Source organism: Pseudonocardia kujensis (assembly GCF_021283305.1).
Classification (GTDB): Bacteria; Actinomycetota; Actinomycetes; order Mycobacteriales; family Pseudonocardiaceae; genus Pseudonocardia; species Pseudonocardia kujensis.
Genome location: NZ_JAJSOK010000080.1, coordinates 1 through 20679, shown reverse-complemented (window position 1 = coordinate 20679; position 20679 = coordinate 1). Strand labels below are relative to the sequence as shown.

Annotated in this window: 26 protein-coding genes; 7 read left to right on the top strand and 19 right to left on the bottom strand. The window is 75.3% G+C overall.

Features of this window, described 5'->3' with window-relative positions:
- Positions 1-34 precede the first annotated feature (34 nt).
- Positions 35-1174 (bottom strand): MerR family transcriptional regulator, encoded by a 1140-nt coding sequence (locus LWC35_RS33835; protein WP_232874573.1) that lies wholly within the window; start codon positions 1172-1174, stop codon positions 35-37.
- Between the two features lie 145 nt (positions 1175-1319).
- On the opposite strand from LWC35_RS33835, the gene LWC35_RS33830 reads away from it, so the two are divergent.
- Positions 1320-1640 carry a WhiB family transcriptional regulator gene (locus tag LWC35_RS33830; RefSeq protein WP_308194731.1) on the top strand — a complete coding sequence of 107 codons (321 nt, stop codon included), beginning with the start codon at positions 1320-1322 and terminating at the stop codon, positions 1638-1640.
- A gap of 100 nt (positions 1641-1740) precedes the next feature.
- Here the strand turns inward: LWC35_RS33830 and groL are convergent, their stop codons facing one another.
- Together groL and groES are read right to left on the bottom strand one after the other, a co-directional pair.
- Positions 1741-3357 (bottom strand): chaperonin GroEL, encoded by a 1617-nt coding sequence (gene groL, locus LWC35_RS33825; RefSeq protein ID WP_232874571.1) that lies wholly within the window; start codon positions 3355-3357, stop codon positions 1741-1743.
- A gap of 96 nt (positions 3358-3453) precedes the next feature.
- Complete coding sequence (gene groES, locus LWC35_RS33820; protein ID WP_093077482.1) at positions 3454-3747, bottom strand: co-chaperone GroES; 294 nt, start codon at positions 3745-3747, stop codon at positions 3454-3456.
- A gap of 186 nt (positions 3748-3933) precedes the next feature.
- Between groES and LWC35_RS33815 the strand changes: the two genes are divergently transcribed.
- Complete coding sequence (locus LWC35_RS33815; protein ID WP_232874570.1) at positions 3934-4860, top strand: aldo/keto reductase; 927 nt, start codon at positions 3934-3936, stop codon at positions 4858-4860.
- Positions 4861-4929: 69 nt separating this feature from the next.
- A complete protein-coding gene (locus LWC35_RS33810) occupies positions 4930-5550 on the top strand; it encodes a TetR/AcrR family transcriptional regulator (protein WP_232874569.1) in 621 nt (206 codons plus the stop codon).
- A gap of 15 nt (positions 5551-5565) precedes the next feature.
- Here LWC35_RS33810 and LWC35_RS39865 read toward each other — a convergent pair whose 3' ends face one another.
- A complete protein-coding gene (locus LWC35_RS39865) occupies positions 5566-5697 on the bottom strand; it encodes a hypothetical protein (protein WP_269805255.1) in 132 nt (43 codons plus the stop codon).
- Positions 5698-5815: 118 nt separating this feature from the next.
- Between LWC35_RS39865 and LWC35_RS33805 the strand changes: the two genes are divergently transcribed.
- A complete protein-coding gene (locus LWC35_RS33805) occupies positions 5816-6529 on the top strand; it encodes an ArsR/SmtB family transcription factor (protein WP_232874568.1) in 714 nt (237 codons plus the stop codon).
- A 96-nt stretch (positions 6530-6625) separates the two neighbouring features.
- On the opposite strand, the gene tsaD is transcribed toward LWC35_RS33805, so the two are convergent.
- The 9 genes from tsaD to LWC35_RS33760 all read right to left on the bottom strand — a co-directional run bounded on the left by tsaD (position 6626) and on the right by LWC35_RS33760 (position 14425).
- On the bottom strand, positions 6626-7609 hold the full coding sequence (tsaD, locus tag LWC35_RS33800; protein WP_232874586.1) for a tRNA (adenosine(37)-N6)-threonylcarbamoyltransferase complex transferase subunit TsaD: 984 nt from the start codon (positions 7607-7609) through the stop codon (positions 6626-6628).
- Between the two features lie 56 nt (positions 7610-7665).
- On the bottom strand, positions 7666-8133 hold the full coding sequence (rimI, locus tag LWC35_RS33795; protein ID WP_232874567.1) for a ribosomal protein S18-alanine N-acetyltransferase: 468 nt from the start codon (positions 8131-8133) through the stop codon (positions 7666-7668).
- Positions 8130-8813 (bottom strand): tRNA (adenosine(37)-N6)-threonylcarbamoyltransferase complex dimerization subunit type 1 TsaB, encoded by a 684-nt coding sequence (gene tsaB / locus LWC35_RS33790; protein WP_232874566.1) that lies wholly within the window; start codon positions 8811-8813, stop codon positions 8130-8132. Before tsaB ends, rimI begins: the two co-directional genes overlap by 4 nt.
- 47 nt (positions 8814-8860) lie before the next feature.
- Positions 8861-9571, bottom strand: coding sequence for an HAD family hydrolase (locus tag LWC35_RS33785; protein ID WP_232874565.1), 711 nt, complete (start codon positions 9569-9571; stop codon positions 8861-8863).
- Between the two features lie 7 nt (positions 9572-9578).
- Positions 9579-10034, bottom strand: a complete 456-nt coding sequence (gene tsaE / locus LWC35_RS33780; RefSeq protein ID WP_232874564.1) for a tRNA (adenosine(37)-N6)-threonylcarbamoyltransferase complex ATPase subunit type 1 TsaE — start codon at positions 10032-10034, stop codon at positions 9579-9581.
- The gene (locus LWC35_RS33775) at positions 10031-11140 is read right to left on the bottom strand and encodes an alpha/beta fold hydrolase (protein ID WP_232874563.1); all 1110 of its coding nucleotides are present in this window, start codon (positions 11138-11140) and stop codon (positions 10031-10033) included. Before LWC35_RS33775 ends, tsaE begins: the two co-directional genes overlap by 4 nt.
- 2 nt (positions 11141-11142) lie before the next feature.
- Positions 11143-12246: an alanine racemase gene (gene alr, locus LWC35_RS33770; RefSeq protein WP_232874585.1), complete on the bottom strand. Its 1104-nt coding sequence runs from the start codon at positions 12244-12246 to the stop codon at positions 11143-11145.
- 378 nt (positions 12247-12624) lie between these two features.
- Entirely contained in the window at positions 12625-14103 is a 1479-nt protein-coding gene (locus tag LWC35_RS33765) for an NAD(P)H-hydrate dehydratase (RefSeq protein ID WP_232874562.1), read from the bottom strand.
- Positions 14104-14125: 22 nt separating this feature from the next.
- A complete protein-coding gene (locus tag LWC35_RS33760; protein ID WP_232874561.1) occupies positions 14126-14425 on the bottom strand; it encodes a DUF4333 domain-containing protein in 300 nt (99 codons plus the stop codon).
- A 199-nt stretch (positions 14426-14624) separates the two neighbouring features.
- Between LWC35_RS33760 and LWC35_RS33755 the strand changes: the two genes are divergently transcribed.
- The 3 genes from LWC35_RS33755 to LWC35_RS33745 all read left to right on the top strand — a co-directional run bounded on the left by LWC35_RS33755 (position 14625) and on the right by LWC35_RS33745 (position 16106).
- Positions 14625-15455 carry a poly(ethylene terephthalate) hydrolase family protein gene (locus LWC35_RS33755; protein ID WP_232874560.1) on the top strand — a complete coding sequence of 277 codons (831 nt, stop codon included), beginning with the start codon at positions 14625-14627 and terminating at the stop codon, positions 15453-15455.
- A 70-nt stretch (positions 15456-15525) separates the two neighbouring features.
- Positions 15526-15768, top strand: a complete 243-nt coding sequence (locus LWC35_RS33750; protein ID WP_232874559.1) for a hypothetical protein — start codon at positions 15526-15528, stop codon at positions 15766-15768.
- Entirely contained in the window at positions 15765-16106 is a 342-nt protein-coding gene (locus LWC35_RS33745; RefSeq protein WP_232874558.1) for a hypothetical protein, read from the top strand. Before LWC35_RS33750 ends, LWC35_RS33745 begins: the two co-directional genes overlap by 4 nt.
- Before the next feature lie 11 nt (positions 16107-16117).
- Here LWC35_RS33745 and glmM read toward each other — a convergent pair whose 3' ends face one another.
- The 6 genes from glmM to LWC35_RS33715 all read right to left on the bottom strand — a co-directional run.
- Entirely contained in the window at positions 16118-17464 is a 1347-nt protein-coding gene (glmM, locus tag LWC35_RS33740) for a phosphoglucosamine mutase (RefSeq protein WP_232874557.1), read from the bottom strand.
- 12 nt (positions 17465-17476) lie between these two features.
- Positions 17477-18022 (bottom strand): 30S ribosomal protein S9, encoded by a 546-nt coding sequence (gene rpsI, locus LWC35_RS33735; RefSeq protein WP_372463154.1) that lies wholly within the window; start codon positions 18020-18022, stop codon positions 17477-17479.
- Positions 18023-18054: 32 nt separating this feature from the next.
- Positions 18055-18498 carry a 50S ribosomal protein L13 gene (gene rplM / locus LWC35_RS33730; protein WP_232874555.1) on the bottom strand — a complete coding sequence of 148 codons (444 nt, stop codon included), beginning with the start codon at positions 18496-18498 and terminating at the stop codon, positions 18055-18057.
- Positions 18499-18768: 270 nt separating this feature from the next.
- On the bottom strand, positions 18769-19056 hold the full coding sequence (locus LWC35_RS33725) for a WXG100 family type VII secretion target (RefSeq protein WP_232874554.1): 288 nt from the start codon (positions 19054-19056) through the stop codon (positions 18769-18771).
- Between the two features lie 4 nt (positions 19057-19060).
- Positions 19061-19387, bottom strand: coding sequence for a WXG100 family type VII secretion target (locus LWC35_RS33720; RefSeq protein WP_232874553.1), 327 nt, complete (start codon positions 19385-19387; stop codon positions 19061-19063).
- Positions 19388-19541: 154 nt separating this feature from the next.
- Positions 19542-20679 (bottom strand): type VII secretion-associated protein (locus LWC35_RS33715; protein ID WP_232874552.1); only part of this gene is annotated, 1138 nt, incomplete at its 5' end.

Below are 20679 nucleotides of genomic sequence, written 5' to 3'. Positions count from 1 at the left end.
CCGGTGCTCGTCGCCGTGATTACACCCACATGTACTAGTTCTTGTGGGTGATCGCAGCGAGGTCGGTCAAGGCGTCCGTCGCGGACGTCAACGAGTCGAGGCGGCCGATCCGGGGCGCGAGGGCGAGGTCCGTCCAGCCCGGCCCTGCGGCAAACGAGCGGAACCGGGGCCGGGTACGGGGCAGCGCGGCGAAGAGACCGGGATCGGCCGTCCCCGGGCCCTGCGCCCAGAGCACCACGGCGGCGGGCGCGGTGCGGCGCACCGCGGCCGCCAGCGCGTCGAGCGGCAGGTTCGGCCCCAGCGGCCGGTACGCCACGCCCCGCTCGGCCAGCACGGCCGCGAGGACGGCGAGCGGGAGGTGATGCCACTCGCCGGGCGCACTCGCCAGCAGGACCGGGCGCGCGTCCGCCGCACTCGGGGGCGCCGCCAGCGACCGGGCCCCGTACACCGCGGTCACGGCCTCGCTGACCAGGTGCTCGATCTCCACCCCCGCGCCGGTCGACTCCCAGCGCGCGGCGACGGCGCACAGCACCGGCCGGACGACGTCGTTCCAGGCCCGGGCCGGCCCGTCGGCGTCGATGGCCTCGTCGAGCAGCCGGCGCACCGCGGGCGCGTCCATCGACAGGGCCGCCCGCCCGATCCCGCGGGCCCGCGGGCCCGCGCCGGGCAGCCGCAGCACCCGCCCGCCGACGCGCACGCGCGCGCCGAGGTCGAGCTCGTCGTCCGACGGGTGGCCGGCGAGCAGCACCGGGCCGCCCTCCCCCGCCCCCGGCTCGCCGGCACCGCGGCGGGGCACTCCGACGGGGCGTCCGGCGCCCGGCTCCGGCGGGCGGGCGGCGAGGGCGTGCCGCGCCGCCTCGGCCGGCGTCGCGCCCTGCAGGAGCGCACGCTGCATCAGCTCGAGGCGGGCGATGTCCGCGGCTCCGTAGCGCCGGTGGGCGCCCGGGGTGTGCGCCGAGGGGCCGAGGCCGTAGCGCCGGTCCCATGTCCGCAGGGTTGCCGGGGCGACGCCGAGCCGCCGTGCGACGGCCGCCACGGTCAACCGGGGAGTGTCGACGGCCCCGGACGGGGTATCCGGCATGCGGCCCTCCGGTGCGCGGTGCTGGTCCACGTCGACCTCGCACGCGGGCCGGGCGCGCTCGGGTACGCGCTCCGGCACCGGCTGCGTGGTCACTCGCCCATGGTCAGGTCTCGCCCTCGGCGGGGCAACCGGGACACGATTTCTCGAACGAACCTCTTGAACAAGGTTTGGCGCGTTTCTATGCTGGGCACCTCGTCGTCGAGCAACGACCTTCGCTTCGAACGGGTGGGTGATGACGGTGGCGGACATCAGGCGGCTTCCGGGGCCGGTCTCCGACGTCTGGGACTGGCAGATGCAGGGTGCGTGCCGCGGGATGGACAGCTCGTTCTTCTTCCATCCCGAGGGCGAGCGCGGCCCGGCACGGGCGAACCGCGAGCGGCGGGCCAAGGAGATCTGCGCGACCTGCCCGGTGATGGAGATGTGCCGGCGGCACGCGCTGCAGGTCCAGGAGCCCTACGGCGTGTGGGGCGGGCTGTCCGAGCACGAGCGGGAGGCGATCATCCGCGGCCGTGACCGGCGGCTCAGGATCGAGGCGGCGAAGGGTGTGCAGCCCGCATGAGGTGACCGCACGGCCCGTCGGAGCGCCGGAGAACGCCGAAGGGCGGGTGGCCGCGAGGCCACCCGCCCTTCATGTGCGGTACTACCGGATCGGTGTCCTGTCAGTGCCCGTGCCCGTGCCCGGCGGCGGCCGGGGCCGGCGGGGCCTCCTCCGGCTTGTCGACCACGGCGCTCTCGGTGGTGAGCACCATGCGCGCGATCGACGCGGCGTTGACCACGGCGTTGCGCGTGACCTTGACCGGGTCGATGACGCCGTCGGCCAGGAGGTCCGAGTAGGACAGCGTGGCGGCGTTGAACCCCTTGCCCCACTCCTGCTCGGCGACCTTGGCGGTGACGACCGCGCCCTCGACGCCGCCGTTGGCGGCGATCCAGTGCAGCGGGGCGGTCAGCGCGCGACGGACGATCGCGACACCGGTGGCCTCGTCGCCGGTGAGCGTGAGCTCGCCCAGCGCGGCGGCGGCCTGGACCAGCGCCGACCCGCCACCGGGGACGATGCCCTCCTCGACCGCGGCTCGGGTCGCGGCGACCGCGTCCTCGATGCGGTGCTTGCGCTCCTTGAGGGCGGTCTCGGTGGCCGCACCGGCCTTGATGACCGCGACGCCGCCGGACAGCTTGGCCAGCCGCTCCTGCAGCTTCTCGCGGTCCCAGTCGGAGTCGGTGGTCTCGATCTCGCCCTTGATCTGGGCGATCCGGGCCTCGATGTCCGCGGCCTTGCCGGCGCCCTCGACGATCGTCGTGGCGTCCTTGGTGACGACGACCCGGCGGGCCTTGCCCAGCAGGTCCAGCCCGGCCTCGGACAGCTTGAGCCCGACCTCCGGGTTGATGACCGTGCCGCCGGTGGCGGTGGCCAGGTCGTCCATGAAGGCCTTGCGGCGGTCGCCGAAGAACGGCGACTTGACCGCGGCGACCTTGACGGTCTTGCGGATCGAGTTGACGACCAGGGTCGACAGGGCCTCGCCCTCGACGTCCTCGGCGATGATCAGCAGGGGCTTGCCCTCGCCCAGCACCTTCTCCAGCAGCGGGAGCAGGTCCTGGATCGAGCTGATCTTGTCGCGGTGCAGGAGGATGTAGGTGTCCTCGAGGACGGCCTCCATGCTCTCCGCGTCGGTGACGAAGTACGGCGACAGGTAGCCCTTGTCGAACTGCAGGCCCTCGGTGATCTCCAGCTCGGTGGCGAGCGTGGAGCCCTCCTCGACCGTGATCACGCCGTCGTTGCCCACCGAGGCGATGGCGTCGGCGATCAGCCGGCCGATCTCCTCCTCGCGGGAGGCGATGGTGCCGACCTGGGCGATGTGCTCGGCGCCGTTGACCGGGATGGCCTTGGAGAGCAGCCACTCCGACACCTTGTCCGCGGCGGCGGCGATGCCGCGGCCGAGGGCGGTCGGGTTGGCGCCGGCGGCCACGTTGCGCAGGCCCTCGCGGACCAGCGCCTGGGCGAGCACGGTGGCGGTGGTGGTGCCGTCGCCCGCGACGTCGTTCGTCTTGGTGGCGACGGTCTTCGCGAGCTGCGCCCCGAGGTTCTCGTACGGGTCCTCGAGGTCGATCTCGCGGGCGATGGTCACGCCGTCGTTGGTGACGGTCGGACCACCGAACTTCTTGTCGATGACGACGTGGCGGCCGCGCGGGCCGAGCGTCACCTTCACGGCGTCGGCGAGCTGGTTGACACCCCGCTCGAGCGCGCGCCGCGTGTCCTCGTCGAAGCTGATCTGCTTCGGCATCAGAGCCTCTCGTTCATGGTGTGAGACGGAACCGCCCCGGGGCCGCGCCCGGGAGACGGACTACAGGCCGCCGGGGCGGGATTCACGCGGCTGTCGTCAGTTGACGACGGCGAGCACGTCGCGCGCGGAGAGGATCAGGTACTCCTCGCCGTTGTACTTGACCTCGGTGCCGCCGTACTTCGAGTAGATGACGACGTCGCCGACGGCCACGTCGAGCGGCACACGGTTGCCGTTGTCGTCGATCCGGCCCGGGCCGACCGCGAGGACCTTGCCCTCCTGCGGCTTCTCCTTGGCCGTGTCCGGAATGACGATGCCGGAGGCCGTGGTGGTCTCGGCCTCGCTGGCCTGGACGACGATCTTGTCCTCGAGCGGCTTGATGTTCGCCACGATGACCTCCCCTTTCCTGGGGTGACTCACGAACTGTCCGTAGTACTGTCCACCGACAGCCGACCAGGGGCCCCGCCGTCGCGGGTGCCGGGGCAACCCGACCTGAACTGTGCGATTGGCACTCTACCCATGAGAGTGCCAACCGTTCAACGGGCCCGCCACCCGTTCGCGGTCGTAGGCTCCGGATCCATGCCGACTGTGGGAGAACTCGAGGTCTCGCCCCTCTGTCTGGGCGCCAACGTCTTCGGCTGGACCGCCGACGCGGACACCTCGTTCGCGGTGCTCGACGCCTTCGCCGAGGCGGGCGGCACCTTCGTCGACACCGCGGACTCGTACATGTTCCGGGTGCCCGGCAACAGCGGTGGCGAATCCGAGACGATCATCGGGAACTGGACGGCCGCGCGCGGGAACCGGGACGCGATGGTGATCGCGACGAAGGTGGGCTCGCTGCCGCAGCGCGCGGGCCTGGGCGGGGAGAACATCAAGGCCGCGTGCGAGGACTCGCTGCGCCGGCTGCGCACCGACCACATCGACCTGTACTACGCGCACAAGGACGACCCGGGGACCGCGCAGGAGGAGACGCTCGACGCCTTCGACGCGCTGGTGAAAGAGGGCAAGGTCCGCCAGGTCGGGGCGTCCAACTTCGCGGCGGCGCGACTGCGCTCCGCGCTGGAGATCTCGGACCGGGACGGGCTCGTCCGCTACACCGCCCTGCAGCCGCACTACAACCTGATGGAGCGGGCGGAGTTCGAGTCGTCGCTGCAGGACGTGCTGCGCTCGGAGGGGATCGCCTGCCTGCCGTACTACGCCCTGGCCAAGGGCTTCCTCACCGGCAAGTACCGCGGCGAGAAGGTCGACAGCGTGCGGGCCGAGGGCGCGTCGGCGTACCTGGAGGACCCGCGCGGGCGCGCGGTGCTGGCGGTGCTCGACGAGATCGCCGCCGGCCACGAGGTCCCCGTCCCGGCCGTCGCGCTCGCCTGGCTGGCCGCGCAGGACACGGTCGCCGCGCCGATCGCGTCGGCCCGCACGGTGGAGCAGCTGCAGAACCTGCTGCCGATGCTCACCCTGCAGCTCACCGACGACGAGCTGCGCCTCCTCTCCCACGTGAGCAGCTGACGCCGGAGCCGCTGCGGACGACCGTCCGGGCTCCCCTGGACGGTCGTCCGGTCGGTTACCCTGCCCACCGTGACCACCGCTGCCGACCGGGTGTCCCGTCGCCAGGTCGACAAGTTCGAGGAGCGCCGCCGGCTGCTGGCCGAGGGCGCGCTGCAGACGCTGTCCGAGCGCGGCTACGCGCGCACCAGCCTGCGGGAGATCGCGCAGAACACCGAGTTCAGCCACGGCACGCTGCACTACTACTTCCGCGACAAGGTCGAGCTGATCATGTACTGCGTGCGCCGCTACAAGGCCGTGTGCGTGCAGCGGTACGACGCGATCGTCACCGACTCCGAGACCGCGGAGGGCCTGGCCGCGGACCTCGCCGAGGGCCTCGCGACCACCTGCCGCGACGACGCGCTCATGCACCGGCTCTGGTACGACCTGCGCTCCCAGTCGCTGTTCGAGGAGTCCTTCCGGCCCGACGTCGCCGAGATCGACGAGAGCCTGGAGCGGATGATCTGGCGGATCGTCACCCGCTACGCCGAGCTCGCGGGACGCGAGCCCACCTGCAGCTCGGCCCTGGCCTACGCGACCTTCGACGGGCTGTTCCAGCAGGCCCTGCTGCGCCACCTCGGCGGCTCCGAGCTCGCCCTCGACGACCTTCGCGCCGGCGTCCGGCACCTGCTCGGCCACGTGGTCTGCGGGTAGCGGCGCGCGAGCGGCTCAGCCGCGGCCCAGGCGCAGGCCGAGCAGCCCGACGGCCGCCGCGATCCTCGCCGAGATCCTCAGCGCCGCGTGCAGGCCGGCCGCGAGGTTCCCCGCCGCGAGCGCGCCGAACAGGCCGACCCCCGGCACGCTGCCCGTCTGCCGACGATCTGGATCAGGAAGCCCATCGACCGCGGCTTCGTCAACACGACCTTGGGCCCGGACCGCTTCGACGGCGGTCGAACGGTCGCGGCCCTAGCCTCGAGGCATGCCCGGGGACGCCGACATCGCCGCGGTCGGTGCGCTGCTCGGCGACGAGCGCCGCTGCCGCATCCTGCTCGCCCTCGACGACGGCCGGGCCCTGCCGGCGAGCCGGCTCGCGGCCGAGGCCGGCGTCAGCGCCTCGACCGCCAGCACCCACCTCGGCAAGCTGCGCGAGGGCGGGCTGGTGACCGTGCAGACGCACGGCCGGCACCGCTTCTACCGGCTCGCCGGCCCCCACGTCGGGCGGCTGCTGGAGGCGATGGTCGCCCTTGCCCCGCCCCGGCCGGTCACCTCGCTGCGCGAGGGCACCCGCGCGCGGGCCCTGCGCCGTGCCCGGACCTGCTACGACCACCTCGCCGGTGAGCTCGGCGTCGCGATCATGCGCCACCTCGTCGACGCCGGCCTGCTCGGTGGCGGCGACGGCCGGCGGGACCCCGCGGACCCGCCCGTCGGGTTCGGGCACGACGTCGACTACCGCTTCACGGCCGAGGGCGACGCGTGGCTCGACGACTTCGGCGTCCGCCTCGCCCCCGGTCGCAGGGCGGTCCGCTACTGCGTCGACTGGACCGAGCAGGAACACCACCTGTCCGGCGCAGCCGGCGCGGGGATCCTGGCCCGGTTGGTCGAGCTGGGCTGGGTGCGGCGCGCGCCGAAGGACCGGGCCGTCACGGTCACCGAGGCGGGCCGGGAGGGGTTGGCCCGCACCTTCGGTGCCTGACCCCGCGAGTCGGCACTTCCGGGGCGCCGTGTCGCACATCCCGGTCCATCCCGGGATCGCACGTTCGGTCGACCGGGAGTGCCGACCCGCGGGTGGTCAGGGGACGAGGACCTCGGTGACCTGCAGGCTCGAGTCGGCGGGGAGAGCGAGGTCGGACGGCGTGGCGCCGGTGTGGGCGAGGTGCGCGCCGAGCGCGGCGACCATCGCACCGTTGTCCGTGCAGAGCACCGGGCGGGGCACCCGCAGCCGCAGGCCCGCGGCGGTGCAACGCTCCTCGGCCAGCGCGCGCAGCCGCGAGTTGGCGGCGACCCCGCCCCCGAGCAGCACGGTGTCCATGCCGTACTCCTGCGCGGCCTTCACGGTCTTCATCGTGAGGACGTCGGTCACCGCCTCCTGGAACGACGCGGCGACGTCCGCGACCGGGACCGGGGTCCCCGACCGCTCCAGCGCCTCGACGTGCCGCGCGACGGCCGTCTTGAGCCCGGAGAACGAGAAGTCGTACTTCGCGTCACGCGGGCCGGTCAGCCCGCGGGGGAAGTGGATCGCGGCCGGGTCGCCCTCGCGCGCGGCCTTGTCGATCCACGGACCGCCGGGGAAGGGCAGCCCGAGCAGGCGGGCGACCTTGTCGAACGCCTCACCCGCGGCGTCGTCGATCGTGGCGCCGAGGGGGGTCACGGGTCCGGCGAGGTCCGGCACCGCGAGCAGGCTGGAGTGGCCGCCGGAGACGAGCAGCGCGAGCGCCGGGGGCAGCGGCCCGTGCTGCACGGTGTCGACGGCGACGTGCGCGGCCAGGTGGTTCACGCCGTACAGCGGGACGTCCCACGCGGCGGCGTAGGCCTTGGCCGCCGCGACCCCCACGAGCAGCGCCCCGGCGAGCCCGGGACCCGCGGTGACGGCCACGGCGTCGACGTCGGAACCCTTCAGGCCGGCCGTCTCCAACGCCCGGTGCACCGCCGGGACCATCGCCTGCAGGTGCGCCCGCGACGCCACCTCCGGAACCACGCCGCCGAAGCGGGCGTGCTCCTCCACGCTCGACGCGATCTCGTTCGCGAGCAGCTCGGCGACCCCCGACCCCGACATCCGGACGATGCCCACGCCGGTCTCGTCGCAGGAGGTCTCGATACCGAGAACGATCGTCACCGGGGGTCCCTCTTCATCGTGTAGGCGTCGGCCCCGCTGGGCCGGTAGTACCGCTTCCGCAGCCCGACGACGGCGAAGCCGGTCTTCTCGTAGAGCCCGATGGCGGGCTCGTTGTCCGTCCGGACCTCGAGGAAGACCGTCGCGTGCAGCGCGTCGGCGACGCCCAGCAGGGCGTCGAGCAGCCGGCGCCCGATGCCGCGGCCCTGGTGGGCCGGGTCGACGCCGATCGTGTGCACCTCGGCCTCGGCCTGCGGCGGGCCGGCGGTGACGCCGAGCCCGGCGTACCCGACGAGCTCGCCGTCGAGCCGGGCGGCGAAGTAGGGCAGGCCGCGCGAGACCTCGTCGCGGAAGGCCTGGGCACTCCACGGGTCGTCGCCCGGGAAGAGGGCCTTCTCCAGCTCGGCGCACCGCGGCGCGTCGGCCCGGTAGAGCGGCCCGATCGTCACCGTGCCCGTGTCGCTCACGTGTGCACCTTCTTCCGCTCCCCGGGCGGGACGGCGTCGGGTCGGCGCAGATAGAGCGGCTCGAGCGGGCCCGGGGTGCGGCCGGAGTCCAGGGCGGGGGCGGCCGCGGCGACCAGGCCCGCGGGCGTGGGGCTCGCGGGTTCGCGCAGGGGCAGGCCGAAGCGCTCGGCCATCGTGCCGGCGGCGGCGACCAGGTGCAGACCGTCGAGCCGCTCGGCCACCGCGTCGGGGCCCTCCACGGTCGGCCCGGTCAGCCGGGCTCCCTCCGCCTCGTACGCGGCCCAGTACACCTCGCGGCGCCGCGCGTCCGTCGCCACCAGCAGGTTCCCGGTGAGCTTGCCGGGCAGCACGACGGCCTGGGCGATCGCGTCGAGCGAGCAGACCCCGTGCACCGGGACGCCCAGCGCGTCGCCGAGCGAGGCGGCGGTGACCATGCCGACCCGCAGGCCGGTGAAAGGCCCGGGCCCGGTGCCGACGACGATCGCCTCCACCTCCCGCAACCGGATCCCGGCGTCGGCACAGGCGCCCTGCACGCCCGGCATGAGGAGCTCGCCGTGCTTGCGGGCGTCGTGCGTGACGCGCACGCCGAGCTCGGCGACGCGGGCGCCGGGGCCTTCGGTCAGCCGCACGACACCGGCGGTGACGGCGGGCGTGGCGGTGTCCAGGGCCAGCACGAGCACGCCACCGAGCCTACGAGCGCCCGCCGGACGCCGGTCCGCCGGGCCGCCTACCAGTCCCGGAGCAGGGCGGGCAGCTCGGCCAGGCGCTGGATCACTCCGTCGGGCTCGACGTCGACCGGGACCCGCTGCGCCACCGGGATGTCGCTGTGCGGCACCAGCACCGCGCGCATGCCGACGGCCTTGGCGCCGCTGATGTCGTCGTACGGGCGGTCGCCGACGTAGACGCACCGGGCCGGGTCCTCGACCCCGACGGCGGCCATCGCCGCGCGGAACGCCTCGGGGTGCGGCTTGGTGTACTGCAGGTCGCTGCTCCAGGTCACGCCGTCGAACAGGTGCAGCACCCGGTCCCGGCGCAGCCACTCCTCGTGCCACTCGCCGGGCCACATCGTCGAGGACAGCACGCCGAGCCGCAGCCCGCGCCCGCGCAGCTCCTCGAGCATCGGGGCCGCTTCGGGATCGGTGTGGGTGGCCTGCACCCAGAACGCCCGGTACGCCTCGAGCGCGGCGCCGTGCAGCTCGGAGGTCTCGTCGACCGCGGCGTCGGCCAGCACGTGGGCGAGGTGGAAGGCGCGCGCGTCGTTCTGGACGCCGGCCCAGCGGGCGGTGTCCGCCTCGGCGAGGGCGGCCGCGACCGCGCGGGCCCGCTCCGGCTCGTCGGCGTGCAGGACCTCGCTGTAGGCGCGCCAGCCCGCATGGAAGTCCATCGTGCGCCAGGGCGTGAGCGTGCCGCCCCAGTCGAAGAGGACGGCCTCGATCATGGTGCGATCACGGCGCGACCCGCTCGGCCCGCGCGACCCGGACGTCGTCCTCCCGGCGCTCGAGGTGCACCAGCACGTGATTCTCCGCGAGGCGCTCGGCCACGCCCTCACCCCACTCCACCGCGACGACGGCCTCGGTGAGGTCGGTGTCGAGGTCGAGGTCGTCGAGCTCCGCGGCGACCGAGGCGACCGCACCGAGCCGGTAGGCGTCGACGTGCACCAGCGGGACGCCCGGCCCGCCGGGCAGCGGCCGGTGCTCCCGCGCGATGACGAAGGTCGGCGACGTGATCGGCCCGGCCACCCGCAGCCCGCGGGCCAGGCCCCGGACCAGCGCCGTCTTGCCCGCACCCAGCGGCCCGGACAGCACGACGAGGTCGCCGGCGCCCAGCTCGCGGCCCAGCTCCTCGCCGTAGGCCTCGGTGTCGGCCGGCTCCGGGAGCTCGACCGGCTCGTCCCACGTCATGCTCGCCTCCTGCGCCGGCGCGGGGCCCGCGAGGCCGCCCGCCGGACCAGTCCCTCCAGGGCTTCCTGGACCTCCTCGTGCCGCTCCAGCAGCGGCAGGTGCCCGACGCCCTCCAGCTCGAGCAGCTCGGCCTTCGGCAGCTCGGCGGCGATCCGCTCGCTGTGCGCGTACGGGATCACCTGGTCCTTCGTGCCGGCGACGATCAGCACCTCGCAGCCGGCGAGGGCGGGCAGTGCCGCCAGCCGGTCGTGCGTGCCGAGGGTGTCGGCGAAGTCGGTGAGCGCGTCGAGCGCATTGGCGCTGATCATGGTGTCGACCAGGTCGACCAGCGCCGGGTCGACCCGGCGGTCGCCGAAGGCGAAGCGGCGCGTGAAGCCCCAGACGACGTCGCCCAGCGCCTTGCGCGCGCCCTCCACGAACCGCGGCTGCACCCGGGCCAGGGCGCCGAGCCCGCGGGTGACCGGGTTGTGCCGGGAGAGCAGGGTGCCCGGCAGGCCCGCGCTGCCCATCTCGCCCGCCGACGTCGCCACGAACCCCACGCCCAGTACCCGCGACTCGAACAGCTCGGGCTGCTGGTCGGCGAGCGCCATCAGCGTCATGCCGCCCATCGAGTGCCCGACGAGCACCAGCGGTCCCTCCGGTGCCAGCGCCCGGACGACCGAGTCCAGGTCGTGGCCGAGCTGGTCGATGGTGCAGCTCTCCTGCGGCGCGCGCTCGGAGCGCCCGTGGCTGCGCTGGTCGTAGAGCACCGTGCGGACCGACGGGTCCGCCATCAGCGGGAACGCCTCCCGCTGGAAGTGCCAGGTGCGGCGGTCGAGGGCGAACCCGTGCACCAGCACCACGGTGAGCAGTGGCTGGCCGGTGCGGGACGGCAGCTCCTCGCAGGCCAGCCGGATGCCGTCCTCGGTCATGACCGACGACGACGTCGGCGCCGGTTCGGCCCCCGGCTGCCGGCCCGCGGAGTCCAGCTCACCGGCGAGGCGGCGGCGCTCCTTGGCGATCTCGTGCCGCTTGTGGCTCGCCACCCCGACGCCGACGGCGGCGCCGGCCGCCCCGACGACGCCGCCCGCGACCCCGAGCGCCTGCCACAGCCTCCGGCCGGCCACGCTCACTCCCCCGCGCCCAGGTGCGTGCGGCGGACCCGGGCGCCGTGCACGCCCGTGGCGATCTCGTAGTGGATCGTGCCCAGCTCGGTGGCCCACTCCTGGGCGGTGGGGCCGCCGCCGGCGCCCGTGCCGAAGAGCACCGCGGTGTCGCCCTCGTGGACCTCGTCCTCGCCGCAGTCGACCACGACCTGGTCCATGCAGACCCGCCCGACGACCGGTCGGACCTTGCCCGCGAGGTGCACCCGCATCCGGCCGCGGGAGTTCAGCCGGCGCGGGACGCCGTCCGCATAGCCCACCGGCACCAGCGCGAGCGTGGTCTCGTGCGGGACCGTCCACTCGTGCCCGTACGAGACGCCCTCGCCGGCCGGGACCCGCTTGACCAGCGCGACGCGCGCGCGGAACTCCATCGCCGGGCGCAGCGGCGACTCCTCGACCGGCCGGTCCAGCGGGTCGAGCCCGTAGACCGCGATCCCGGGCCGGACGAGGTCGAGGTGCAGGTCGGGGCGGGTGAGCGTGGCGGCGGAGTTGGCGAGGTGGCGCAGCGGCGCGAACCCGCGCCCGCGGGCCAGCTCCCAGGCCGCGTTCAGCCGCGCGAGCTGGGTGTCGATCACCGGGTGGTGCGGCTGGTCGGCGTGCGCGAGGTGCGACCACACGGCGACGACCTCGGCCTCCTCCCCGGCCTTCTCCACCGCGTCGAGCAGCTCGGGCCAGTCGGCGGGCTGGCAGCCGTTGCGGGAGAGACCGGTGTCGATCTTGAGGTGCAGCCGGGCCGGGCGGCCGGTGCGGCGGGCGGCGTCGAGCACGGCGGCGAGGTGCCGCACCGAGGAGACGGAGAGGTCGACGCCCGCCGCGACGGCGGGGGCGAAGTCCTCGTCCGGCAGGTGCAGCCAGGAGAGCACGGGGGCGGTGATGCCGGCCGCGCGCAGCTCCAGGGCCTCCTCGATCGTGCACACCCCGAGCCAGGTGGCGCCGGCCGCCAGCGCCGCACGCCCGACCTCGACCGCACCGTGCCCGTACCCGTCGGCCTTGACGACCGCCATCGTCCCCGCGCCCGACTCTCGGGCCAGCCCGGACAGCAGCGCGACGTTGTGCCGGATCGCGCCCAGGTCGACCGCCGCCTCGGCACGCGGACGGGCCGTGCCGTGCGGTGTTCCGGCCGGCGGGGCCGATCCGGGTCGCTGGGCCGATCCGGGTGGCGGGGCCGATCCGGGTGGCTGGGCCGATCCGGTGGGCGGGGCCGTTCCGGGGAGCGAGGACACGCCCGCATTCTGACATCCGCCCCCGGCAGGAGCTGTATCGATCACGGTCGTGGTGCGGGACAAGGGGTTCCCGCCCGCACACCCCTCGGCCCCTCGCACACCCCTCGGCCCCTCGCACACCCGTCCGAGCTCCCTGACACACCCGCGGGGTGAGCCGCACCTCCCCTCGACAGGGTGTGCGGCGGCCGAACGGGTGTGCGACCGCGAGCGACGCCGGCGCAGCCCTCAGACCCCCAGCGCCGCCTTCCGCACCTCCTGGACGGCGGCGGGGATCGCGGCCTGGATCGTGGACGCGGGAGCGGGGACGGCCGGCTCCCCGCCCACCCGCTCGGCGGCGAGCGTCGCGGCGCGCGAGTGCACGTGGGCCGCGCAGCCCGCGGCCCACCAGGGCTCCAGCCCCGCGGCGAGCAGCGCGCCGACCAGTCCGGTGAGGACGTCGCCGGAGCCGGCCGTGGCGGCCCACGCGTTGGCGGAGGGGTGGACCAGCGCGCGCCCGTCCGGGTCGGCGACCACGGTCGCGTTGCCCTTGAGCAGCACCGTGACGTCGAGCTCGGCGGCGGCCCGCCGCGCGGCGCCGATCCGGTCGGCGCCGACGTCGCCCGCGATCCGGGCGAACTCGCCGGCGTGCGGCGTGAGCACGACCGCCCGGCCCCGTACGGTCCCGCGGAGGTCCTCGTGCTCGGCCAGCAGGGTGATGCCGTCGGCGTCGACGCAGGTCGGGACGTCCCGCCCGAGGACGCCGGCGAGCAGGGCGTACCCGGCGTCGTCGGTGCCGATGCCGGGGCCCACCGACCAGGCCTGCGTGCGCCCGGCCTGCTCGAGGTCGTCGGTGCCGACGACCTCGGGCCAGTGCGCGCGGACGACGTCGGCGGCGGTGCCGGCGAACCGGACCATGCCGCTGGTCGCGAGCACCGCGGACCCGGTCGCCAGCACCGCGGCGCCCGGGTAGGTGGCCGAGCCGGCGGCGACGCCGACCACGCCCTGCGTGTACTTGTCGTCCGTCGGTCCCGGGATCGGCCAGCGCCGCCCCACGTCGTCGGCGTCGAGCACCCACGCGTGCGGCTCGGGCAGGTGCGGCCCCAGCCCGATCTCGACGAGCACGACCTCCCCACACTGCGGCCGCGCCAGCACGTGCAGCGGCTTGAGCGCCCCGAACGTCACGGTCAGCGCCGCCCGGACCGCCGCCCCGTCGGTCGTGCCGGTGTCCGCGTCGACGCCGCTGGGCAGGTCGACGGCCACCATCGCCACCCCGGCCGCCGCCGCGGCCTCCACGAGCGCGCCGGCCGGTTCGCGCAGCGCCCCCTTGCCGGAGATCCCCACGATCCCGTCGACGACGACGTCGGCGCCGGTCACCGCCTCCCGCGCGCCCGGGTCCTCGGCCCGCAGCACCCGGCCCCGGGCCCGGCGCAGTGCCGCGAGCCCCTCGGCATGGGCGCGGTCCGGGGCGAGCAGGACCGCGGTGACGGCCAGCCCCCCGCGCCGCAGCTCGGCCCCGGCCCACAGCGCGTCGCCGCCGTTGTTGCCGGCCCCCACCAGCAACGTCACCCGCCGCCCGGTCGACCGCCCGTGCCGCTCCCCGAGGAACCGGCGGACGCCGAGGGCGAGCCCGTGGGCGGCCCGGCGCATCAGCACGCCGTCGGGCAGCCGGGCCAGGAGCACCTCCTCGGCCTCGCGGATCTGCTGCGCGGTCCACACACCCTGCATGGACCGCACGCTAGTGCCCCGGCTACACCTCGTTGATGTCGAACTTGACGTCGCTGCCCTCGACGGCGGTCACCTTGGCCACGACGTCGAAGCTGCGCTCGGGGACCACGACGTGGCAGGTCAGCGTGGCCCCCACGGACGCGTCGAGGCCCGACGGGCAGTCGACCGAGTTCGGCGAGGTCTGCAGCTGCTCCTGCACCACGCGGGTGATCTCGGACTTCACGTCGTCGCTCGAGACCGACATGCTGCAGGCGCTCAGGCCCAGGAGCAGGCCCCCGGCGGCGGCCAGCGTGCCGATGGTACGTGCGATCCTGGCGTTCATCGTCTGTCCCTCTCGGATGGTTGCCGGACCCCTTCCGGCCTGTTCAGAACGCTATTGACGCGCGCACCGCGGGACAGGAGTGGTGCCACCACACCCTCGCCTCGCGCTGACCACCCCACGGCGGGCGGGCTGCCCGGAAGGGGCGATCGTTCGGGTACGCCGCTGGGCGGGGGTGATCGGGCGACGGTACGGTTCCGCTGTGAGCCGGACCAGCACGTTCACCCGTCCTCCCGCCCTGCGGAACGCCAAGGACGCGCTGGAGCAGCTGTCCCGGCCCGGCCCCAACGAGGTGCTGCGCGGCGACCTCGGGCTCGTCGGCACCCCGGGTGTGGTGTTCGCGCCGGCCGAGGGGCTCGGCCTGCCGGCCGTCGCCTTCGGACACGACTGGATGCAGCCGGTGTCGCGCTACGCCGAGCTGCTGCGCCACCTCGCCTCGTGGGGCATCGTCGCGGCGGCCCCGGGCTCGCAGGGCAGCCCGCTGCCGAGCGTGGCCCGGTTCTCCGCCGACCTGCGCACCACGCTCGACGTCTGCGTCGGCGTCCGGCTGGGCGAGGGCCGGATCAGCGTCGACGCGCGGCGCACCGCCCTGGCCGGGCACGGCATCGGCGCGGGCGCCGCGCTGCTCGCCGCCGCCGGGCACCCCAAGGTGGCCGCGGTCGTCGCGATCGCGGCGTCGCAGACCCGCCCGTCGCCCGTCGAGGCGGCCAAGGCGGTGTCGGTCCCGTCGTTGCACGTCGTCGCGGGCAGGGACACCGTCGCGCCGGTCGCGGGGCACGCGGAGCAGATCGCCGCGGCCTGCGCGGGCCCCACCTGGGTGCGGCGGCTGCCGAAGGCCGGGCACACGGACTTCCTCGAGGGCCTGCACTGGTCCGACCTGGTGCTCTCCGGCGGGCCCGACGCCAAGACGCGGCGCATCACGCGCGCGCTGGTCACGGCGTTCCTGCTCAAGGAGCTGTGCGGCGAGGACCGGGTCGACGACCTGGTCGACGGCAAGGTCCCCGGCACGGTGCTGGAGACCCCCGACGCCTGATCCGTTCGCGATCGCGAACGGATCCGCAGGGCCGCCCCGCTCCCGGTGCGGGCACCCGCATCCTGTCCGGGTGCGCACGGACCTCGACCTCGACCCCGACGGCCTCGACGCGGCCGCCGCGCACGCCGGCGCCCTGGGCCTCGATCTCGGGGAGCTCGCGTGGTTACTGCACGAGTCCGGCGACGACTGCCGCGAGATCGGACGGGTCGTAGGCGGTGCCGCGGATCAGGTGGTCGCGGCGGCCGAGACGTTCCGGCGGGTGGCGGGCGCGGCCCGGCGGGCGGAGACCGACGCCGCGCGGGCCCTCGGATGAGCCGCCGGGAGCTCGACGCCGTGGTCGAGCGGCTGAGCGCCGCGGCCGCCGACGCCGCGCGGGTGGCCCGGACCGTGCGCGCGAGCTGGTGGGACGCCCGCGGTGACGAGTTCGCCGAGCGGCTCGCCCTGGTCGGGCGGGAGCTGGCCCGGCAGGCCGACGCGGTCGCCGAGCTGACCCGTGGGCCCGCCCCGACCGACGGCTCCGGCGGCCCACCCCCGGCCGACACCGCCGCCGGCCCGGTCCTGCCGGGCATCGGCGGTCGGCGGACGGGCGAGGCCCGGGGCGTACGGCTCCCGCTGCTCGACGACGAGCGGGAGCCCCGGGAACGGCCCTGATCCGTGCGGGCTCAGACGGCCGCGGCCACCACGGAGGCGATCCGCGCGGCGGTCGACTCCGCGAGCTCCTGGGTGCCGGCCTCGACCATCACCCGGACCAGCTGCTCGGTGCCCGAGGGCCGCAGCAGGACGCGGCCGGTCTCACCGAGCTCGGCCTCGGCCTTCGCCACCGCCTCGGCCACCGCGGGCGACGCCGCGACGGCCTCCTTGTCGGCCACCTTCACGTTCTGCAGCACCTGCGGCAGCGGCTGCACCACCGATGCGAGCTCCGCCAGGGTCCGGCCGGTCTCGGTCATGCGGCTCATCAGGCGCATCGCGGTGAGGAGCCCGTCGCCCGTGGTGGCGTGCCCGGGGAGCACGACGTGGCCGGACTGCTCGCCGCCGAGGGTGAACCCGTGGGCGCGCAGGTCCTCGAGCACGTACCGGTCGCCGACCGCGGTGGTGCGCAGCGTGACGCCGGCCGCCTTCATCGCCAGGTGCAGCGCGAGGTTGCTCATCACCGTGGCGACGAGGGTGTCCTCGACCAGCTCGCCGGACTCCTTCATGGCGAGCGCGAGGACCGCCATGATCTGGTCGCCGTCGACGATCCGACCCTCGGCGTCGACGGCCAGGCAGCGATCGGCGTCGCCGTCGTGCGCGATGCCCAGGTCGGCGCCGCGCTCGACCACGGCGGCCTGCAGCGCCTCCATGTGCGTGGAACCCACACCCGCGTTGATGTTCAGCCCGTCCGGCGAGGCGTGCAGCGCGACGACCTCGGCGCCGGCCTTGGTGTAGGCCGTCGGCGCGGCCTCGGAGGCCGCCCCGTGCGCGCAGTCGACGACGACCTTCACGCCGGTGAGCGGGCGCGGGGTCGCGACGAGCAGGTGGGCGACGTACTGGTCGAGCGCCTCCGGCAGGTCCCGGACGCGACCGATGTCCGCGCCGGTCGGCCGGGTCCACCCGGCTGTGAGCCCCTGCTCGATCTCGAGCTCGAGCGCGTCGGGCAGCTTGTGCCCGCCCGCGGCGAACAGCTTGATCCCGTTGTCCGGCATCGCGTTGTGCGAGGCCGAGATCATGACGCCCAGGTCGGCGCCCAGCGAGTCCACGAGGTGCGCGACCGCGGGCGTGGGCAGCACGCCCAGGCGGACCGCGTCCGCTCCCGCGGAGGTGAGGCCGGCGAGCACGGCGGCCTCGAGCATCTCGCCGCTTGCCCGGGGGTCGCGCCCCACGAGCGCGACGGGCCGGTGCTCGTCCCCGGCGGCGCGGTGGGCCGCCAGGACGCGGGCGGCCGAGGCGGAGACGGAAACGGCGAGCTCCGGGGTGAGGAGCTCGCCGTTCGCCAGGCCCCGGACGCCGTCGGTTCCGAAGAGTCGACGCATCCGGCTACCGGATCAACGCTTCGAGTACTGGGGCGCCTTGCGGGCCTTCTTGAGGCCGTACTTCTTGCGCTCGGTGGCGCGGGCGTCCCGGGTGAGGAAGCCGGCCTTCTTCAGCGGCGGGCGGTCCTCGGAGTCGACCTCGACCAGCGCGCGGGCGATGGCCAGGCGCAGCGCACCGGCCTGGCCGGAGGTGCCGCCGCCGGTGAGGTTGGCGAAGATGTCGAACCGCTCGGTCTTCTCGACCGTGACCAGCGGCTCCTTGATCAGCTGCTGGTGCAGCTTGTTCGGGAAGTAGACCTCGAGGGTCTTCCCGTTCAGGGTGAACTGACCCGAGCCGGGGACGAGCCGCACCCGGACCACGGCCTCCTTGCGGCGGCCGACGGTCTGCACCGGGCGGTCGGAGACGATCGGGGCCTCGACAGCGAACTCGTCGGAGACGGCCTCGGTCTCGCCCTCGTCGTACGACGCGGCCTCGCCGATGGTGTAGTCCAGGTTGTCGCCGGCCTCGGAGGCCTCGGAGGTGTAGACCTCCTGCTCGGGCGACTCGGGGGTGCTCACGCTCTGTCCCTCTTCGTTGCTCTCGGGGTAGGTCACTGCGCGACCTGGGTGATCTCGAACGGCTGCGGCTTCTGGGCCGTGTGCGGGTGCGACGGGCCGGCGTAGACCTTCAGCTTCTTGGCCATCGCCCGGCCGAGCCGGTTCTTGGGCAGCATGCCCTTGACGGCCTTCTCGACCAGTCGGTCGGGGTGCGCCTCGATCATCTCGCCGACCGAGCGCTGCTTGAGACCGCCCGGGAAGCCCGAGTGGCGGTAGACGAACTTGTCGTCCCGCTTCTTGCCCGAGACCGCGATCTTCTCCGCGTTGACGATGACGACGAAGTCGCCGGTGTCCATGTGCGGCGCGTAGGTCGGCTTGTGCTTGCCGCGCAGCAGCGTGGCAGCGTGGGTGGCCAGTCGACCGAGCACCACGTCGGTGGCGTCGATCACGTGCCAGGCACGGGTGATCTCACCGGGCTTGGGGCTGTACGTGGGCACGGGTCTACCTCGTCGTTCTCGGGCTCGGGAGCTGCCTCGAAGTCAGTCTCTCTTCTGGTGCGTCGGTGCGGACGCCGTCCGACCACCGACCGGGGCCGGCGGCGGCGCGGGTCTCCACCCGTCGCACAACGAACAGTCAGGGTACCCGCCGCTCGGAACGGAGGTCAAAACGCCCCCTCACCGACCACGAACGCCCTGCTCGAACGAGGGTACGCGCCCCCGATCGCGGCTCCCCACGCGGGGGCGGGGTGCGGTCCGCGCCGCCGCCGCTCACGCCCAGCGGCGCGCGTTCGCCTGCTCGACCTGCCGGTAGCCCTCCTCGGCCCGGCCGAGCGCCTCGCCGATCCGGGCGAGCACGGCGGTGAGGTCGGCGGCGGCCGCGTCCCACTGCCGCCGGCGGGCGGCGTAGTCCGTCGCGGCCTCGCCCTCCCAGGTCGCGGCCAGCGGGGCGAGCTCGCGGCGCAGGTCGTCGAGCCGGCCGGTGATGCGCGCCGCGGTGCCCGCGACGGCGGTCCGCGCCGCGGCGAGCTCGGCGAAGGTGACCCTGATCTCGCCCATCGCGTCAGCCCAGCGCCGCGCGGATGGCCGACAGCGAGGCGGAGCCGTCCTCCTCGGCCTGCCGGTAGGTGCGGCCCGACCCGGTGATCGCCTCGCCGATGGCGCGCAGCGCGGCGGAGAGGGCACGGGCGTCGGCGTCCCAGCGGGCCATGAGCGACTCGAAGGTCGCCGCGGCCTCGCCCCGCCAGGTGCCGGCGAGCGGCGCGAGCCGGGAGCGCAGCGCGCTCAGCTCGCCCTGCACCTGCTCGTCCGCCGCCACGACCCGGGCACCGGCCCGGGCCATCTCCTCCGGTGTGGTGCCGAACCCGCCGGCCCCGGTCCCGCTCGTCATGAGGTCCTCCCCGCTGTGGTGTGGCGATCTGGTGTGGCGATCTGGTGGGGCGAGCCTGGCAACCCGGGCCCGGGCGCGGGGCGGTTCCCGGGATCCGTTCGCGATGGTGAAGGAGTCGTGCGGCGCGGGTGGGCTGGTGGGCGGCGGTGTGGCGTCAGGCCCGGACCCGCAGCGACGCGACGACGACCGTGCACGCCTCCTCGACCACCGCCGATCCGCCGGGCGGGTACCGGCAGCCGACGCTGAGCTGGTCGGTGCCCTGGAGCCGGACGTGCCACTCGACCGTCGCCGCGCCGTCGCGCTCCTGGTAGCGCAGCGCATCGCCCTCCTCGCGGAAGCCGGCGAGCCGCTGCCCGGCCGCGCGGGCCCGGTCGTAGCGGTCGCGCAGCTCGGCCCGGGCCCGCGCGGCCTCGGTGCCGGCGTCGTAGCCGAGCGGGGTGCGTTCGACGGCCACGAGCCCGGTCCCGTCCGGTTGGTCCGCCGGCGCGAGCAGGGTGCGGCGGTGCTCGGGCGCGCCGCCGACGTGCGTCCACCCCTCCGGCACGGCGACCTCGTACCCGTACTGGACCAGCCGGTCCGCGGGCAGCGGATCGGGCAGGAGGAGGCCGAGGCCGAGCAGGCCCGCGGCCGCGAAGGCGCTCGCGCCGACGAGGAGCAGCCGCCGGCGGCGGGGTGGAGGAGGCGGCGGGAGGAGCGGGGGCCGCTGCTGCGGGGCGCGGTGGCGGGCCGGCTCGGGCGTCGCGAGCACGACCGCCTGCTCCGGCCGCGGCGCCACGACGAGCGGCCCGCGGCCCGCCTCGTCGAGCAGCGCGGCGAGCAGCGGGGTCCGTGCCACCCCACCGACCAGCAGCACCGGTCCCGGCGGCACGGCCGCCACGACCCGGGCGAGGAGTGGGGCCAGCGCCGCCCGCACCTGTTCGGCGGTGATCCGGACGCGGCCGGCCCCGGTCCCGATGTCCGCGGCGGGCAGCAGCGAGAGCGCCTCGCGGAGCACCGTGACGTCGGCCTCCCGGCGCGGGGGCGCGGGCAGCAGCGCGCGGACGGCGGCGTCGAGGTGCACGCCGCCGACCGGCACCTGCCGGACCAGCCGCCCGTCGCACAGCACCCGGGTGCCCGACTCCCCGGCGTCGACGACCAGGCCCGGGACCGGGCCCGGACGGGCCGCCCGTGCACCGGGCAGGAACGCCGCGGCGGCCGCGCCCGGCGGGACGCCGGCCGAGAGCACGCCGGCCACCACCGCCCGGCCGTCCTCCCAGCCGGCGACACGCGTGCCGCCGCAGCCGGCGTCGACG